At 56.6% G+C, this 17133-nt stretch carries 19 protein-coding genes; 14 read left to right on the forward strand and 5 right to left on the reverse strand.

Going from position 1 to position 17133, the window contains the following annotated elements:
• Positions 1-150: 150 nt before the first annotated feature.
• Positions 151-1020, reverse strand: a complete 870-nt coding sequence (locus IEW65_RS09490) for a LysR family transcriptional regulator (protein ID WP_188639233.1) — start codon at positions 1018-1020, stop codon at positions 151-153.
• Positions 1021-1139: 119 nt separating this feature from the next.
• On the opposite strand from IEW65_RS09490, the gene IEW65_RS09495 reads away from it, so the two are divergent.
• Complete coding sequence (locus tag IEW65_RS09495; RefSeq protein ID WP_188639234.1) at positions 1140-2003, forward strand: cation diffusion facilitator family transporter; 864 nt, start codon at positions 1140-1142, stop codon at positions 2001-2003.
• A gap of 104 nt (positions 2004-2107) precedes the next feature.
• On the forward strand, positions 2108-2377 hold the full coding sequence (locus tag IEW65_RS09500) for a hypothetical protein (protein WP_188639235.1): 270 nt from the start codon (positions 2108-2110) through the stop codon (positions 2375-2377).
• 58 nt (positions 2378-2435) lie between these two features.
• Here the strand turns inward: IEW65_RS09500 and IEW65_RS09505 are convergent, their stop codons facing one another.
• Positions 2436-2627, reverse strand: coding sequence for a DUF3008 family protein (locus IEW65_RS09505; protein ID WP_188639236.1), 192 nt, complete (start codon positions 2625-2627; stop codon positions 2436-2438).
• A gap of 107 nt (positions 2628-2734) precedes the next feature.
• Between IEW65_RS09505 and ybaK the strand changes: the two genes are divergently transcribed.
• From ybaK to IEW65_RS09535, 6 genes are all read left to right on the forward strand, one after another.
• The gene (ybaK, locus tag IEW65_RS09510; RefSeq protein WP_188639237.1) at positions 2735-3202 is read left to right on the forward strand and encodes a Cys-tRNA(Pro) deacylase; all 468 of its coding nucleotides are present in this window, start codon (positions 2735-2737) and stop codon (positions 3200-3202) included.
• 135 nt (positions 3203-3337) lie between these two features.
• Positions 3338-4735 carry an ATP-dependent RNA helicase DbpA gene (dbpA, locus tag IEW65_RS09515; protein WP_188639238.1) on the forward strand — a complete coding sequence of 466 codons (1398 nt, stop codon included), beginning with the start codon at positions 3338-3340 and terminating at the stop codon, positions 4733-4735.
• A 111-nt stretch (positions 4736-4846) separates the two neighbouring features.
• Positions 4847-5704, forward strand: a complete 858-nt coding sequence (locus IEW65_RS09520; RefSeq protein WP_188639239.1) for a PA4780 family RIO1-like protein kinase — start codon at positions 4847-4849, stop codon at positions 5702-5704.
• Between the two features lie 184 nt (positions 5705-5888).
• Positions 5889-6932, forward strand: coding sequence for an AbrB family transcriptional regulator (locus IEW65_RS09525; protein WP_188639240.1), 1044 nt, complete (start codon positions 5889-5891; stop codon positions 6930-6932).
• Positions 6933-6984: 52 nt separating this feature from the next.
• Positions 6985-8877: an ABC transporter ATP-binding protein gene (locus IEW65_RS09530; RefSeq protein WP_308421457.1), complete on the forward strand. Its 1893-nt coding sequence runs from the start codon at positions 6985-6987 to the stop codon at positions 8875-8877.
• A gap of 44 nt (positions 8878-8921) precedes the next feature.
• Positions 8922-9929, forward strand: a complete 1008-nt coding sequence (locus IEW65_RS09535) for a zinc-dependent alcohol dehydrogenase family protein (RefSeq protein ID WP_188639241.1) — start codon at positions 8922-8924, stop codon at positions 9927-9929.
• Between the two features lie 62 nt (positions 9930-9991).
• On the opposite strand, the gene IEW65_RS09540 is transcribed toward IEW65_RS09535, so the two are convergent.
• Positions 9992-10258 (reverse strand): hypothetical protein, encoded by a 267-nt coding sequence (locus IEW65_RS09540; RefSeq protein ID WP_188639242.1) that lies wholly within the window; start codon positions 10256-10258, stop codon positions 9992-9994.
• A 137-nt stretch (positions 10259-10395) separates the two neighbouring features.
• On the opposite strand from IEW65_RS09540, the gene IEW65_RS09545 reads away from it, so the two are divergent.
• The 3 genes from IEW65_RS09545 to IEW65_RS09555 are packed head-to-tail and all read left to right on the forward strand — an operon-like array spanning position 10396 to position 13165.
• Positions 10396-11571, forward strand: a complete 1176-nt coding sequence (locus tag IEW65_RS09545) for a hypothetical protein (protein ID WP_188639243.1) — start codon at positions 10396-10398, stop codon at positions 11569-11571.
• Positions 11572-11579: 8 nt separating this feature from the next.
• The gene (locus IEW65_RS09550) at positions 11580-12407 is read left to right on the forward strand and encodes a mechanosensitive ion channel family protein (protein WP_188639244.1); all 828 of its coding nucleotides are present in this window, start codon (positions 11580-11582) and stop codon (positions 12405-12407) included.
• The gene (locus IEW65_RS09555) at positions 12407-13165 is read left to right on the forward strand and encodes a DUF429 domain-containing protein (protein ID WP_188639245.1); all 759 of its coding nucleotides are present in this window, start codon (positions 12407-12409) and stop codon (positions 13163-13165) included. The genes IEW65_RS09550 and IEW65_RS09555 overlap by 1 nt, the downstream gene beginning before the upstream one ends.
• Before the next feature lie 4 nt (positions 13166-13169).
• Here the strand turns inward: IEW65_RS09555 and IEW65_RS09560 are convergent, their stop codons facing one another.
• A complete protein-coding gene (locus IEW65_RS09560; RefSeq protein ID WP_188639246.1) occupies positions 13170-13901 on the reverse strand; it encodes a YebC/PmpR family DNA-binding transcriptional regulator in 732 nt (243 codons plus the stop codon).
• A 246-nt stretch (positions 13902-14147) separates the two neighbouring features.
• Between IEW65_RS09560 and IEW65_RS09565 the strand changes: the two genes are divergently transcribed.
• Positions 14148-14765: a LysE family translocator gene (locus IEW65_RS09565; RefSeq protein ID WP_188639247.1), complete on the forward strand. Its 618-nt coding sequence runs from the start codon at positions 14148-14150 to the stop codon at positions 14763-14765.
• Positions 14766-14840: 75 nt separating this feature from the next.
• A complete protein-coding gene (locus IEW65_RS09570; RefSeq protein WP_188639462.1) occupies positions 14841-15326 on the forward strand; it encodes a glutathione peroxidase in 486 nt (161 codons plus the stop codon).
• 11 nt (positions 15327-15337) lie between these two features.
• Here the strand turns inward: IEW65_RS09570 and IEW65_RS09575 are convergent, their stop codons facing one another.
• Positions 15338-15721 (reverse strand): DUF7079 family protein, encoded by a 384-nt coding sequence (locus tag IEW65_RS09575; protein WP_188639248.1) that lies wholly within the window; start codon positions 15719-15721, stop codon positions 15338-15340.
• A gap of 160 nt (positions 15722-15881) precedes the next feature.
• Here IEW65_RS09575 and fabV point away from each other — a divergent pair, with 160 nt between their 5' ends.
• Positions 15882-17087, forward strand: a complete 1206-nt coding sequence (gene fabV, locus IEW65_RS09580; protein ID WP_188639249.1) for an enoyl-ACP reductase FabV — start codon at positions 15882-15884, stop codon at positions 17085-17087.
• Positions 17088-17133 lie beyond the last annotated feature (46 nt).

Consider the following 17133-nt stretch of genomic DNA (forward strand, 5'->3'; position numbering starts at 1 on the left):
GCAGATGCACTTTACGCTTAGATGACACTTGCCTGTGTCGGTTCTCTAGCGTGTCCTTGGTGCTCCTTCAATAAGCTGTTTTTTACAGCGTGGAAGGCAAACGTGTTTTTTGCCACTGCTAAATTTCAACGCTTCTCTCAGGTGGGCGGCTTAGCGCGTGGTGCCCAAAAAACGAATGACATTGGTGAGTAGCGCTGTGGCGACGACGCCAAGACTTTCACCTTCCACGTAACGGTAGTAATGGCTTTCCAATAGCAGGTCGTGGTTGAGGGCGCAAAGAGCGTGTGTGTTTAAGGCATCCTTCACCAGTGGGTAGGGCAGCAGCGCCCAACCGGTTCCGTTGATGACCGCGTCGCGAATAACCTCAAACATGGTGAGGCCGAGGTAGTTCGTTGAGAACAGCGCTTCGCTCACGAGTTTGTCGCCTTGATCAAAGGTCAGACAGACCTGGGTGTATTGCGCCAAGTCATCCTTGGTGACATTGGGCAGGCGGCTAAGCGGGTGGTTAGGGGCGGCCACCAGGCTCATGCTCACAGGGGCAAGGTTACTGGCGTTTACCGCAGCGCCTTCGGCGGTGTAAAGCCCAAAGGCAATATCCACGGTTTGACGCAGCACAAACTGTGCATGCTCTTGGGGTGGCAGCAGGTAAACGGAAATGGCCGTGAGCGGATAGCGCTGCTTTAAGTCATGCATCACCTGTCGCCAGAACGCTTCGGGAAGAGCGTCATCTCGCGCAATACAAAGCTGGCTTTCAACCCCCTGTAAGTGCTGCTGGCAATGTTTGTTAATACGGCTGGCGCTGGTCAGTAGGCGGTAGCAGTCGGGGAGCACGCTTTCGCCCACCGCTGTTAGCTGCAGGCTGTTACCCGAGCGCTCAAACAGTGCCACGCCCAGACTATCTTCCAGCGCATTGACGGCAGCGCTCAGCGTGCTGCGCTTTATTCCGGTGTGCCGGGCAGCGGCGGCAAACGACCCATGTTCTGTGACATCAATAAACGCCTGTACCTGTTCTGCGCGCATGCAAACGACCTTGTGAAAACCCTTTGAGCGCCAATATAGTTGGCGCTGAGCGATTGGTGAAGCGCTAATGCACTCATTATGATGGCGGTCTTTTACCACCCTCTATTGGAGCAACCCGCGTGACCCCCTTCGTCGCCGAGCGCCGTGCGCTTAGATTTTCCGCCATTTCTGCCAGCCTGTTTGCCTTTACCGGGCTTGCCCTTGGCCTTGCTAGTGGCTCAATTACGATTCTATTCGATAGCGGTTATTCGCTATTAAGTTTAGTGCTGGCTTCGCTTTCCCTGTTTGCACTTCAGCAGGCCCGCAAACCTGCGGATGATCACTACCCCTTTGGGCGGCTAACGGTAGAACCGCTGGCCGTGCTGCTCAAAGGCGTGGTGATCGCGCTGGTCTGTCTATTTTCACTGGTGTCAGCGCTCTGGAGCCTTGCTCAGGGCGGGCGCTTAGTCACGCTGGATTTGGCGCTGATGTTTGGCGTGGTCAACGTGAGTGGCTGTTTGCTGACGTGGTGGTGGCTTGATCGTTACGCCAAAGTGGCACGCTCATCACTATTGGCCGCCGAGCTGCGCCAGTGGCAGATGGATACTTGGCTCAGTGCGGCGGTAATGCTGGGCTTTGCCCTCACCTGGGGGCTTACGCTCTCGCCCTGGGCCCACTTAGCGCGCTTTGCCGACCCGGTCATGGTGCTGTTGATTGCGGGCTACTTTCTACCCATGCCGATTCGTATGGTGAAGGGAGCGCTGCGTGAACTGATGTTTGGCGAGCCGCTGGGCAGCGTTCGCCGTGAGGTAGTGCAAGAAGTCGCTGATTTTGATATTGCTGACGATGATGTGCGCCTTGCCCAGGTAGGCAGCTTCTTAATGGTCGATATTCAGCTGGATAAGCAGCAGATGGATGACGCCGAAGAGATTGTTGAGAGCGTGGAGCAGCACTGTAAGCTGCGTAATTTACGTCCGGTAACGAGTATTACGCTGGTCACCTAACGTTCTCATCGAAAAAGTGTTGACGCTGTCAAAGGTGTGGTGATATTCAGCGCTACCGACAACTGGTGTCGGCCTAACACTGCACTTTTGAGGGTTGCAAAAACATGCCACTGCGCCGCTGTTTGCCCGTGCTGCTGGTCACCGCTTTGGTGGCTGGCTGCGCAAGTTCTACCATTGCCCCACGCTACACCACTGAAAATCCTGACGTGATGCGTATTGGCGGAGAGCGTCCTGCCAGCGCTGACCCGCGTACCGAAAACGCCGGTTCGTTCTGCTTAGAAACTACCGAGCGCTGGAACGAGCATGGCCGTACGCCCGACGGTCAAACCCTGTGGGCGAAAGATACGCTGCGTCGCGTGGTGCCTTGCCAGTAATTGGTACACCGCCTTTGGCCTGCGTTCGCTGCGCCAGCGTCACTCGCTGGCGCAGCTGCTAGTGATTACTCTCTTTCTTTTGCGGTTTACCTTTACGCTGGGTCCCCGCCATCTCCTCGAGTGCCTCCTCACTCATTGAGTCGTACATCTCTTTCGATGCGTCATACAGCTCGCTGGGCTTTGTTTCACCGCGCTTGGCCGAGAGAGCAGCCCCGGCGGCTTTCTGCTGTGCTTTGGAGGTGGCTTTCATTTAACAACTCCTGTCAGTTGACTTCCCTTAGGTGCTCACGCTATTAAGCCTAGCAGTGGGTAGTGTTGTTTCCAGACAGGCTGGCGCGTTTAACATAAGAGAACTCCATGACACCGGCGATTAACAGCGCAAGGCACGCAGGTATTGCATTTCAACTCCATGAGTATCATCACGATACTTCCGCTCCCTCTTACGGGCTGGAAGCCGCTGAAAAACTGGGCGTCACGGCCGAGCAAGTGTTTAAAACCCTGGTGGTCAGCTTGGATGGTAAACAGCTGGCGGTGGGCATTGTGCCGGTGAATAGCCAGTTGGGTTTGAAGCAGATTGCTAAAGCCGCAGGTGCCAAAAAGGCCGTGATGGCCGCGCCTGATATCGTTGAGCGCACCACCGGCTACGTGTTGGGTGGCGTGAGCCCGCTGGGTCAGAAAAAACGTTTGCCCACCTTTATAGATGCCTCGGCGCAGGCGTGGTCAACGCTGTATGTTAGCGCTGGGCGGCGAGGGCTTGAAATTGAGCTAGCACCCAGCGATTTAGCAACGTTGAGCCAAGGGCGTTTTGCTGAGCTGTCGGCGTAGAAGGGAAGCAAGAGAGGCAGCGAGAGGGGATGCCAGAGAGGAAGCGAAGGCCAGCAAGGCAGGGGGTGGCACTTTCTGGTATGGTGCTTCACATTATTGGTTTGCTGGGCCTAATGGCCCCTTCAGGAATTTTTTGTGTCCGACACCTCGTTTGCATCCCTGGCGCTGTCACCTGCGCTGATTACTACCCTAGACTCCCTTGGCTATCACGAGATGACGCCGGTACAGGCACAGAGCCTGCCGCCGATGTTGGCAGGCCACGATGTCATGGCCCAGGCGAAAACCGGCTCGGGGAAAACCGCCGCCTTTGGCTTGGCGTTGCTTTCACAGCTGCGTGTAGAAGCCTTCAGTGTGCAGGGCTTAGTGCTGTGCCCCACTCGGGAACTGGCGGATCAAGTAGCGGAAGAGCTGCGGCGCCTCGCCCGTGGTATGGCCAATGTAAAAGTGCTCACACTGTGCGGTGGTGCGCCGTTTGGCCCGCAGCTCGCATCGTTGGAGCATGGCGCGCACATCGTGGTGGGCACGCCGGGGCGAATTGATGAGCACCTGCGCAAAGGCTCACTGACGCTTGGCTCACTCACCACCCTGGTGCTGGACGAAGCTGACCGTATGCTGGATATGGGCTTTCAGGCCACCATTGACGATATTATTTCCGATACCCCGGCCGACCGCCAAACCCTGCTGTTCAGCGCTACTTTTCCTGACGAAGAAGCCTCGGGTGGGTTGGCGATCATGACGCGGGGCGTGATGCGCGACCCGGTTAGCGTTAAAGTCGAAGAGACCCATGACGCAACGACTATTGAGCAGCACTTTTATGATGTGGCCAACGACGACGCCCGCTTTGCTGCGCTAAAGCAGCTGTTGCTTGCGACACGGCCTACCACCAGCGTGGTGTTTTGTAACACCAAGCGAGAAACCCAAGCGGTGGCCGATAGTCTGGTCGATGCGGGCTTCAGCGCGGTGGCTATCCACGGCGATCTTGAGCAAAAAGATCGCGACCGGCTGTTGGTACTGTTCGCCAACCAAAGCGCGTCCATTTTGGTGGCCACCGATGTCGCCGCCCGTGGCCTGGATATCGCGCAGTTAGACGCTGTGTTTAACTACCAAATTGCTCGTGAGCTAGAGGTGCATGTGCACCGCGTTGGCCGCACCGGGCGTGCAGGGGCCAGTGGTATTGCCTGCACGCTGGTGACTCCCCAAGAGAGCTATCGTTTAGAACGGTTAGCGGATCTTTTGGGTGAAACACTGACAACCGAGCCGCTGCCAAAAGCGACCAACAGTGCCCCGTTTGAGCCACCGATGGCGACCCTGCAACTAGCCGGCGGCAAAAAAGACAAGCTTCGCCCCGGCGATATTCTGGGAGCGTTAACCAGTGAGGGCGGTCTGCGCGGTGATCAGGTGGGCAAAATCAAAGTCCTGGCTCGCAGTGCCTACGTTGCCGTAGAGCGAGAAGCGGTGCAAAAAGCCCAAGCAAAGCTTGAGCGGGATAAGCTAAAAGGGCGCGCTTTTCGAGTGCGCCGCATTCGGTATTAACGACGTATTCAAAACAATGCTGATGTGTATCACTTGGTCGTCAGCGTATTCGCGACTCGCGCATTCGCCATGTATATGTCTGGCATGAGATAGGAGCCTTCGCAGCAAGCTATGAAAACACCCAAACGATTACAGCCCTTGGTCGATGACGGCCTGATCGATGAGGTGCTGATGCAGTTGATGAGCGGCAAGGAAGCGCAGGTGTATGTGGTGCGCTGCGGCGGCGACACGCGCTGTGCCAAAGTATTCAAGGAAGCCAAGCAGCGCAGCTTTAAGCAGGCGGTGCAATACCAAGAAGGGCGTAAAGAGCGCAATAGCCGCCGAGCCAGGGCCATGGCCAAGAAGACCCGCTACGGCCAGAAAGAGCAGGAGCAGGCGTGGCTCACCGCCGAGGTCGATGCGCTGTATCGCTTAGCCGCTGCCGATGTACGTGTGCCAAAGCCCTACGGCTTTGTGGATGGCGTGCTGCTGATGGAGATGATCACCGATGCCGAAGGCGACGTGGCACCGCGCTTGGATGATGTCACCCTGACCGAAGAGCAGGCCCTGCGCTATCACGCTAAAGTGATCCAAGACGTGGTGAAAATGCTCTGTGCAGGTCTGATTCATGGCGATTTATCTGAGTTCAACGTGCTTGTCGATGCCGATGGCCCGGTCATTATTGATTTGCCTCAAGCGGTAGATGCGGCCGGTAATAACAGTGCCGCCGCGATGCTGGAGCGCGATGTCGATAACATGCGGGCTTATTTTGGCCGCTTTGCGCCAGCGCTACTCGACACCCATTACGCCAAGGAGATGTGGGCGCTCTATGAAGCGGGTGAGCTGCATCCCGATAGCAAACTCACCGGCCACTTCGAGTTTGACAGCCACATTGCCAACGTGGATGAACTGATGGAAGTCATCGACGACGCCAAAGAAGAAGAGGCCGAGCGCCAAGCGCGCATGCGCGATGACGACGACGAGGATTAAGCAAAAACAGTGGTAAACTGACGGCAACGCTTAGCAGAGTAAGTACTTTCTCTTGGGTGCTTTTCATTAGGGTCTGATGATTTCGTATCGATGATTAAGTACGGGCGATGACATCGCTCTTTCCAAGAGAGGGGGCGTCACTTTGCGACAGCGCCTTGTCAGCCGTTAACCATTGGAGGAGCGCGTGAAGGGCATCCAGTTCAGTGCAGGGAGTGCAAGGGCGCTGGCGATTTCGCTAAGCGTGGGTGCGTTGGGTGGCACGCTGTTTCACCTCTTTAACTTGCCACTCGCCTGGATGTTGGGGCCGTTAGTGGCCAACCTGCTGGCCTCGGCAAAAGGGGTGAAAGTGGCGGTGCCTGAGCCGCTGCGTAACGTTTTTCTTGCCGTCATGGGGTTGGTGTTGGGCAGCCAAGTCACACCTGAGCTCGCTCATCGGGTATTGGACTGGCCGCTTTCCGCCGCGCTGCTGTTAGCCGGTGTCGCTGCTTCCACCGCCGTCGCCTCTGCCTGGTACCGTCGCTGTGGTTTTGACCCTGTGAGCGCTTGGTTTGGTGCCTCCCCAGGGGCGATGACCGCCATGATCATGCTAGGGGATAAATGCGGCGGCGACCCGCAACGTATCGCGATAGCCCAATCGCTGCGTATTATTCTCGTTATTCTATTTCTACCGCCACTGTTCTGGGCGTTTGAAGGAGGAGAGGGTCAGCTTGGCCCTGCCTCATCAGTACTGGAACATGGGTGGATGCTGCTCACGATACCCTTGCTGTTACCGCTAGGGCGTTGGCTGAAAATCCCAAGTTCCGCGCTGTTAGCACCGTTACTGATGGCGGCGCTGCTGTCAGGGCTCGATATTGCCAGCCTCGCCCTGCCAAGCTGGGGCATGAATCTGATGCTATGGGTGCTGGGCAGCGCGATTGGTTCACGCTTTCAAGGCATGACCCGGAGGCTACTGGGCCGCTACTTATGGCAGTCAGGTGTTGCAACGCTGCTGGCCCTCATTGTACTGGCTGTTTTTGCCGAACTGATCCACCAAACGGTGGGAGTAGGGCGGGATGTTGCCTTGCTCGCCCTAGCGCCTGGCGGTATTGGTGAAATGGCCATTCTGGCGGTTGCGCTGGATATTGATCCGGTGTTTGTCGCCTTTCACCACCTGCTACGCATGATCACATTAATGATCGTGGCTCCCTTTTGGGCTCGCTGGTTGCTACACCGAAGCGCTCGCTCCTGATATCCCATTAATCCCTGCTCTTTTCTGTTTTCGCGTTATGTAAGGACTCTCCATGCTGTCACGCTTGCTTACGCCGCTGTTCCGTTTCTTTGAGGAGCGCGTTAACCCCTACCCCGAAGGAAGTGTCACGACTCCACCGAAGGGGCTGTTGCCGTTTATCTGGCACTTTTCGCGCCCGGTGTGGCCGTGGCTGCTGCTGATGTCACTGATCACGGCGGTGGTGTCCGCCGCAGAGGTGGTGTTCTTTAGTTACATGGGGGATTTGGTGGACTGGCTGGGCGGCGTTGAGCGCGCCGATTTCTGGGCTAACCATGGCCTGTGGCTGGCGGGCCTTGGTTTGTTAGTAGTGATCGGGCTGCCGCTACTGGTGCTGGTGCAGTCGCTGGTCACTCACCAGAGTATTTTTGGCAACTACCCGATGATTGGCCGCTGGCTCTCGCATCGCCATATGCTGAGCCAGAGCCTGGCGTTCTATCAGGATGAATTTGCTGGGCGGGTATCGCAAAAAGTGATGCAAACCGCGCTGGCCATACGGGAAACCGTGACCAAAGTGATGGACCTGATGGTGTATGCCATCGTCTACTTTACCGGGGCTGCGATCCTGCTGGGGCGGGCCGACCCTTTGCTGCTGTTGCCGCTGGGGCTATGGCTGATCGGCTATTTGGGCATCATGCGCTTTTTCGTACCTCGCCTGCGGGATGTCTCCATGGCCCAGGCGGATGCCCGCGCGCAAATGACCGGCCGCGTGGTGGATAGCTACAGCAATATCCAAACCATTAAGCTATTTGCCGATACTCAGCGCGAAGAGCGCTACGCCAAAGATGCCATGGAAGGCTTTATGGTCACCGTGCATCGCCAAATGCGCTTGGTCACGGTGATGAGCGTCTGCCTGACGTTTCTCAACACGCTGCTGCTGGTCGGCACGGCAGGCATGGCCATTGCGGCATGGTACATGGAGGCGATCTCTCTAGGCGTGCTGGCCATCGCCATTGCCCTGGTGATGCGGATCCGCTTTATGTCCGACTGGATTTTATGGGAAGTCGCGGGGCTGTTTGAAAATATTGGCACCGTGCAAGATGGCATGAATACCATCGCCCAAGCGCCCATGGTGAAGGACATACCCAATGCCAAAGCGTTGGTGGTGCCAAAGGGAGAAATCGTTTTCGACGCCCTGCGTTTTCAGTATGCCCAAGCCAAAGGGGAGAGCAAAAACGTGTTTGATGGGTTGAACCTAACCATCAAGCCCGGTGAGAAGATCGGCCTTATTGGTCGCTCTGGGGCGGGCAAATCCACCCTGGCGAATCTGCTGTTACGCTTTTATGACCTGCAGGGCGGGCGCATTCTGATTGATGGCCAAAACATTGCCGAGGTGACGCAGACCTCTTTGCGCCATCAGATTGGGATGGTGACCCAAGATACCTCGCTGCTGCACCGCTCGCTGCGGGACAACATTCGCTACGGCAGCCCTCACGCCAGCGACGAAGATGTTTGGCAGGCCGTGCGCCGCGCCCATGCGGATACCTTTATCAACGACCTTGTCGACCCCAAAGGGCGGCGCGGTTTAGATGCGCATGTGGGCGAGCGGGGCGTCAAACTCTCTGGCGGTCAGCGCCAGCGCATTGCCATTGCCCGTGTACTGCTTAAAGATGCGCCGATTTTGGTGCTGGATGAGGCGACCTCAGCGCTAGACTCTGAAGTAGAGGCGGCGATTCAAGAGCAACTGGACGCGTTGATGGAGGGTAAAACGGTGATTGCCATCGCACACCGGCTCTCTACCATTGCCATGCTGGACCGTTTGATTGTGGTGGATGAAGGGCGCATGGTGGAGAGCGGCACCCATCAGGAATTGCTGGCCCGAAACGGCATTTACGCAGGCCTATGGCAGCGCCAGTCGGGCGGCTTTTTGGGTAATGACCTTGATCCTGACAACAACGCCCCCATTTGAAACTAGACCGGTCGCCTACAAAGGCGCATTAACAGGAGGTAGTGATGCAAGCCATTCAGCTGCAACAACCCGGCGGTTTAGACAAATTGAACGTCGTCGACGTGGCCGCTCCCGGTGAGCCGGGCCCCGGCGAGATCAAAGTGCGCCTGCACGCCAGCTCGCTGAACTTTCACGACTACGCGGTGGTGGCAGGGATGATTCCCACCGACGATGCCCGTATTCCCATGTCAGATGGTGCAGGCGTGGTGGAAGCCGTAGGCGAAGGCGTTGAAGAGTTTGCTGTGGGCGATGCGGTGGTCTCGACGTTCTTTCCCTACTGGCTGGAAGGCCCCGCGCGGGTGGGCGATTTCAGAACCACTCCAGGCGATGGCGTAGATGGCTACGCACGGGAGCAAGTAATTCGCCCCGCCACCTGGTTTACGCGTCAGCCGCAAGGTTACAGCCATGCCGAATCAGCGACGCTGACCACCGCGGGCTTAACTGCGTGGCGCGCCTTGGTCGTGGATGGCGGGCTGAAAGCCGGCGATACCGTATTGGTACTAGGCACCGGTGGTGTATCTATCTTCGCGCTGCAGTTTGCCAAGATGATGGGCGCTCGGGTGATTGCAACGTCGTCATCCAATGAGAAGCTTGAGCGCCTGCGTGCGCTGGGCGCTGAGCACACCATTAACTACCGTGAAACCCCAGAGTGGGGTAACGCGGTCAAAGAGCTAACCAATGGTGAAGGTGTTGATCACGTGGTGGAAGTGGGCGGTCCAGGCACGCTGCCGCAATCGATCGATGCGGTGAAAATTGGTGGGCATATCTCGCTGATTGGCGTGCTCACCGGCCGTGAAGGTGAGATCCCGACCGCGAAGCTGATGGCGAAACAGGCCAGGCTGCAGGGGCTGATTGTGGGTAGCCGCCGTCATCAGATGGACATGATTCGTGCCATTGAAGCGGCGAACATGAAGCCAGTGATTGACCGCGAGTTTGTGCTGTCTGACATCGCTGAGGCGTTTCGCCATCAAGAGTCGGGTAAGCACTTCGGTAAAATCTGCCTGACGTTCTAAAGGCATTGCGCACGTCTTTGCGCGCCTGCCGAGAGGTAGGCGCGCAGCCACATAACGTGGGTCTACTCTCCTAATCGGCTAAATACCACGCCTTTCACCTCAAGCTCCCAAATATCATCGTAGGGTACCGTTACGCCGTCTAAGTCGCCTGGGTCGCCGGTGCTATTTTTGATGATAGTCTCAGGAATCACCTTTACTCCCGTCATACCAACGTGCTGAATGCGGGCACTGAAGCGATTTCCCTCCTGGTCAACAAGCACTCGCTCGCCAGCAATGCACTTTGCAAGCTTCTCGTGTAATTCTGCCATGGTGACATTAACCACGCTCATCGTTGCCTCCTGCGCATCGCTCAAAGGTGAGTTGCTAAGTTATAACGACTTTATTCTAGTCGATAAGTTCGGCTAGCCCCGAGGGGCCAGCATAAGGCATGCTAACCTTAATATAGTTAACGAATCTGAGGCGGGATATGGCGCAAGGCTCAACGAACGCGGCTTTATCGCCATGGGATGTAGTGGCATTAGATACCTTTCAAACCCCCGAACGCACTCAAGCGAGCCAGTGGCGACGTAGTTGGCGGGCAGCGACTACCTGGATGATCGGCAGAGAAGCCTCCGAGCGCCAAGCGAAACAGGAAAGCGAGCTGCGTGCGCTGCCTGAAATCAAGCTGGCGCACGTGGCACCTTCTATTGATTGGCGACCCGCCGCCGCGCGCTTGGAGCAGGCGCTGAAGCCCTATCACGATGCCCCTGTAGTGCTCTTCATTTCACCGCCCCACGGAGGGCACAGTGCGGTGGTCAGCCATTGGGCTGCACAACAGGGCGCGGACTGCCTCACCGTCCCCACATTAAAAGAGTTAATAGACGGAAACTTGGCCTGGGTCGATAGCGCTACCCAAACCAAGCATTGGGCAATTCCCGCCCTTGAGCGTCATTTTTTACGCCATACCCACGGCTTACAAGGCGTTCGTGAGTTGTTTGAACGCGCGTTGAGCGGTCGTTTAGGGCAGAGCGTGATAGGCTGCGACAGCTGGACCTACGCCTACTTGCAGCATGCGGTGGGGCTTGAGGGTATACCGGTCTTAACGCTACAGGGAGTAGAGGGAGAACAACTGGCCCACTACTTTTCTCAAGCGGCTGGGGAGTGCCCGACCGTATACAGCACACGCACAGGGAAGCTGATACTGACCAGCGAAAGTGATCAAAAAGCGGTGTTCAAAGAGTTACAGCGCCTGGCGGCACACTGCCGAGGGCATTTGGGCATTGCTTGGCACTACTGGCGGGAAAGGCTACGTGAACCCGCCGAGGACGTTGACGCGGACGATCAACAGAGTGAAAAAGCTCAGCCTGATTCTTCCCAAGAACTATGGCTATTGGATGCGCTTGCTGACGCTGAGCTACCCGCGGATACCGGTGACGTAGCCACGCTACTGCTGCATACCCTGCTGATTCATGGTGGGCTTGAAGATCAAGCGTTAAAACACGTGCTGCCGTTTTCGGACCATGAGGCTTTAAACGCACGGTTTGCGCTAGCCCGGCGTGGCATTCTCAGCAGCCAGCAAGGGCGCTGGCAGGTGGCACCGCTTAGTTACGCCAGCGTGCGGCAGTTGCTTGAGTCGCGTAATTACCTTGTGGACCCGCTGTAGGAGCGCTGATGGACGATCAAGGGCAGTATGCCAAGCTGTTTAACGATATCGATAGCCAAGCGCTGATAACGCTCGGGGTGATTTTAGCCAGCACTATCTTACTGATTATTGCCAGCCAGCGAGGGCTCAACTGGGTGGCGAACCGGCTGCATGGCCAAGTGCGCTTTCGAGTCTTTGCGCTGGTGCCACTCACCCGGCTGATCATTTTGATTGCTGCGCTCGCCATTGCCGTACCCATTATTATCGAGCCGTCGCTGCGCAATATGGTGACGCTGCTGGGGGCCATTGGCCTAGCCATTGGCTTTGCCCTGAAAGATTATGTGAGCAGCCTGATTGCGGGGGTAGTGTCTGCGGTGGAGCTGCCGTACCGGCCCGGCGACTGGGTGAATATCGAAGGCACTTACGGCGAAGTAAAGCACGTGGGCATGCGCACAGTGGAAGTCCAAACGCCGGATGATGATCTCGTGGCGGTACCGCATTTAAAGCTCTGGGACTCTGCGATCTACAATGCCAATAACGGCGGTACGAGCCTGCAGTGTGTGGCCAGTTTCTACCTTCACCCAGCGCATGAGGCGGGTTGGGTACGCAAGGCGCTGCGCGATGTAGCCCTCACCAGCGCGTACTTAAAATTCGATAAGCCCATTATTGTGGTGGCGGAGGAGAAGCCCTGGGGCACCCATTACCGTATCCGGGCTTATCCGGTCGACCCCCGCCAGCAATTTCTATTTGTCACTGATTTAACCGTGCGCGGAAAAGCGGTGCTCAGCGCTGCAGGCATTACACCCGCGCTGCTGCCACCAGATGCAGCGCTAGATGCGCGAGGCGCAGCCCTTTGATGACATGGCAAAAGACACTCTACATGGGCTGGGATGTGGGCGGCTGGAACTGCGACAACAACCCTGCCAGCCGGGATGCGCTGGTGGTGCTGGATGAAGCGCTGCAGGTAGTAGGAACGCCGTGGCGTGGAAACCTACGCGTTACGCTGAATGCTGCTACCTCTAGTCGTGATGTGATCAACCGGCTGCTGGCGCTGTGCCAATATGTGCCCAGTGGCAATGAGCGAGTGGCGATGGCGATTGATACGCCGTTAGCGCTTCCTCAGGCGCTCCTGGCGCTTGCCCGTGGCGAGGCAGTGGATACGCTGGGCCGCTCACAGGAGAATCCTTATCTATACCGGAAAACTGAGCGCTGGCTGTTTGACCGAGGTATCGCGCCGCTTTCGCCGATTAAAGATATGATTGGCAGCCAAGCCACGAAAGGCATGCACTTTTTAGCACGGTTTGCTCCGCGCATAACGGCCTGCGGTCAGTGGCAATCAGTAGCGGGAGAGCTGTGCGCGGTCGAGGGCTACCCGTCGCCCGCTAAACGGTCGGCCGAGTTTGCGGCGCTGCGTCAGCGCGTGCACATGCCTGAAACATTGAACGCCATGCTTCATCAACCCACGCCAAAGCAGCAAGATATCCACGATGCTTGGCACTGCGCGTTGTTGGCGTGGAGCTTGGAACATGCAAAAGAGAGCGTGGCTTGGCCGCCAACAGAGGTGCCAGCGGCCGAAGGGTGGATCTTTGTACCGAAGGACGCCTTAAACAGCTAATCGGTTAGGCGTTCTCTTCGGGGAGCTCCGCGCTGTGGAAGACGTTTTGCACGTCGTCTAATTCTTCCAGCATGCCCAAGAATTTTTCAAACAACGCCACATCATCGCCTGCAATCGGCGTGGTGGCTTGTGGCAGAAACTGAATTTCATCGACTTCAAAGTCGATCTCGCCGAACGCATCCAGCAGCGCCTGCTTGGCTTTGGCGTAATCGGTGTGGGGAGCAAACACCGTGATGCGACCGCCTTCCTGCTCGATGTCGGTGACATCCACGTCGGCTTCCATTAGCGCTTCCAGCACGGCTTCTTCATCACTGCCGGTGAAAGAGAAAATCGCGCAGTGATCAAACATGTGGCTCACGCTGCCCGGCGTGCCGATCTTGCTTTTGGTTTTGGTAAAGCAGCCGCGCACATCGCCAAACGTGCGGTTAGGGTTGTCGGTGAGGCAGTCGACAATCACCATGGCATTGCCGGGGCCAAAGCCCTCATAGCGCGCTGGTGAAAAGTCTTCGCCGCCTGCACCGCTGGCTTTATCCAGCGCTTTATCGATGACGTGAGAGGGAACCTGGTCTTTCTTAGCGCGCTCCATCAAACCGCGCAGCGTCAGGTTGCCGTTGGGGTCTGTGCCGCCCGCTTTGGCACAGACGTAAATTTCGCGTCCATATTTGCTGTAAACCTTGGTTTTCGCAGCGGCCGTTTTGGCCATGGATTCCTTACGGTTTTGAAACGCCCTACCCATATCGAAGTCCTTTATCAGCCATGAACCGCCTGCATGGCAGGCGTCATCGTGTTCAAAAAAGGGAAAATTTTACCCAACAGCGTACCATGCTAACAGCGTTATTTAAGTGCTCGTGTGGTTTCGCTAAAGATGACTATCAACACTAAAAAAAGTACGCATAAAAACACCACGAGAATTGGCGATTAGTCGCGAAGAAAGCTGGCGTATACTGAGCCGCTCAAAGACGACGCTTTCATGGAGGAAGTTATGCCACTGACACTCTGGCTATCACTGGCCGCTATTTGTGCGATGGGGGCCATGTCGCCTGGGCCAAGTTTGGCGCTGGTGCTTCGCCACACTCTCGGGGGTGGGCGCGTGCCTGGGATGACGGCTGCCATCTTCCATGCTTTGGGCGTGGGGTTTTACGCGCTGCTGACCGTGCTGGGCTTAGGCGCTGTGATGGTGCGTTTCCCCGAGTTATTTCAGGTCATCACCTGGTGTGGGGCGGCCTACTTGGCGTGGTTGGGCATCAAAGCCCTACGCGCAGGCCGTGGGGGAGCATTTACGCCGGGGGCGGTGATGACCACACCGCGTCAAGCGGCGAAAGAAGCCGTGTTAGTCGCCTTGGGTAACCCGAAGCTGATCATCTTTTTTGTTGCTCTATTGAGCCAGTTTGTCACGCCGGAAATGAGCCTGCTGGCCAAGGCGATTATCGTGGCTACCGCTATTATTATTGATGGCGGCTGGTACGTGCTAGTGGCAGTAGGTCTCTCTCACTCTAGGGTGTTGCCGTGGTTGCAACGCAACGCCCACTGGGTTAACCGTATCACCGGTGTGCTGCTGATTGCGTTAGCACTGCGTGTCGTGGCGGGACCCATCATTTAATCTCCACGCTGGTGTCACTACCGTTGCCGTGGCAAGGTAAGGCGCATGCTGGTAAAGGCATTTAGAGGCCTGGCAATGACGATTTACGAGCAGGATTGTTATACCCACCTAGGAAAGCCTTTTAACCTACGCGCGCTGCGTGGTCAGGTGCTGCTGGTCGTCAATGTGGCCAGCCAGTGTGGCTTTACGCCTCAGTTAAAAGAGCTTGAAGCACTGTATCAGCGCTACCGTGATCGCGGTTTTACGGTTCTGGGGTTTCCGTGCAACCAGTTTGGACGCCAATCGCCTGAAAGCGCTGAGGCATTCTGCGCCTTCGGTGAACAGCAGTTTGGGGTGCACTTTCCGCTGATGGAGAAGGTCAAGGTAAATGGCTCTGATACCCATCCTTTATTTGCGCAGCTCAAGCGAGATGCGCCAGGCGTACTGGGTACCAAAGCCATTAAATGGAATTTCACGAAATTTCTGGTGGGGCGAGATGGCAACGTGATTGCCCGTTTTGGTCCCAAAGATCATGGGCTAACGCTGCGCTTAGCTCTTGAAGCTGCACTGGATAAAGAGTAGCGCAGCAGCGACTAAATCTCACCGCGTACCACCACTAGCCGCTGCATTAATTCGGTCCAGCGATGGCGAACCATCATCGTGGTTAGGCCAGAGAAGAGTGCCCAACTTTTGCGTCGCCATCCTTTCAAGCGAAGATTATGGTTAACCAACTGTTTCATTAGTTTGTAGTCATCGAACTTACGCCACTCGCTGGCGACCGAGAGCTGGTGGCGTGACAGCACGGGGGCCAGCTCAATACGGAACACCCACTCAAGCTCTTTCAGTGACAGGTGGTGCTGTTCAATCACCTCAACCATGTGGGCGTAATCACGCTCGCTGGGTTCACGGTCAAGCCAGAGGGGGGCGAGTGCAAGCCACAGATCGCCTCGCTCATCGACTAGCTGCTGTGCATTCATCAAAGATCTCGTCGGCAAGTGGTGGGCAGGCCGCTATCCTGCCGCGAATAGCGGAGAAGCTCAAGAGCGGACAGGGCGCGCCGAGACCGCTAGAATACCCCCATTGGTAACTCGGCACCGCCGTGCCGAACGCGATCATTATCTGATAAAGGGGTTCACTGTGATCATTAAACCGAAAGTGCGTGGCTTTATTTGTACGACTACTCATCCCAAGGGCTGCGAGCAGAATGTTCTTGAGCAGATTGAGGCGACCCGCGCCCGTGGTTTGGATAAAAGCGCTGGCCCTAAAAAGGTACTGGTGATTGGTGCGTCCAGCGGCTACGGCTTAGCCGCTCGTATTACAGCTGCCTTTGGCTATGGAGCGGATACGCTAGGGGTATTTTTTGAAAAGCCCAGCAGCGAGAAGAAAACCGGGACGGCGGGCTGGTACAACAGCGCTGCTTTCGACAAATTTGCCAAGCAAGAAGGCCTGTACAGCAAATCTATCAATGGTGATGCGTTCTCCCACGAAGCGCGGGAAAAAGCCATCGAGCTGATTAAGCAGGACATGGGGGAGATTGATCTCGTGGTTTACTCCCTGGCATCCCCCGTGCGTAAGCTGCCGGATACGGGCGAAGTCAAACGCTCCAGCCTGAAGCCGATTGGTGAAACCTACCGCGCCACGGCCATTGATACTAACAAAGACGCCATCATCGAAGCTGAAGTGGAACCCGCCACTCAGCAAGAGATCGACGACACCATCACCGTCATGGGTGGCGAAGATTGGGAACTGTGGATGAGCGCGCTGGATGACGCGGGCGTGCTGGCGAAAGGCGCGCGTAGCGTGGCGTTTAGCTACATCGGCACCGAAATCACTTGGCCAATTTACTGGCACGGCGCGCTGGGTAAAGCCAAAGAAGATCTCGACCGCGCGGCGGCAGCCATCGACACCAAGCTGAAAGCGAGCGGCGGCGGTGCCAATGTAGCCGTGCTGAAGTCCGTGGTGACCCAGGCCAGCGCCGCGATTCCGGTCATGCCGCTGTATATCGCCATGGTCTACCGCATCATGAAAGAGCAGGGCTTGCACGAAGGCACGATTGATCAGTTGAACCGTCTGTTTGGTGAGCGTCTCTACTCTGGCCAGCCCGGCGAGATGGCGACCGACGACCAGGGCCGCCTGCGCCTGGACGACTGGGAACTGCGTGACGATGTTCAAAAAGCCTGCCAGGACCTATGGCCAGAAGTCACCACTGAAAACTTATTCGCGATTACCGACTATGCTGGTTACAAGCATGAGTTTTTGAAGCTGTTTGGCTTCGAGCGTGACGATGTGGATTACGACGCCGATGTGAACCCTGACGTTGTGTTTGATGTCGTGACGTTATAAGGCGACGCGCGACGGGCATCATTTTCCGCCGCGCTGTTGATCATCT

The sequence above is a fragment of the Vreelandella lutescens genome, assembly GCF_014640815.1.
GTDB lineage: Bacteria > Pseudomonadota > Gammaproteobacteria > Pseudomonadales > Halomonadaceae > Vreelandella > Vreelandella lutescens.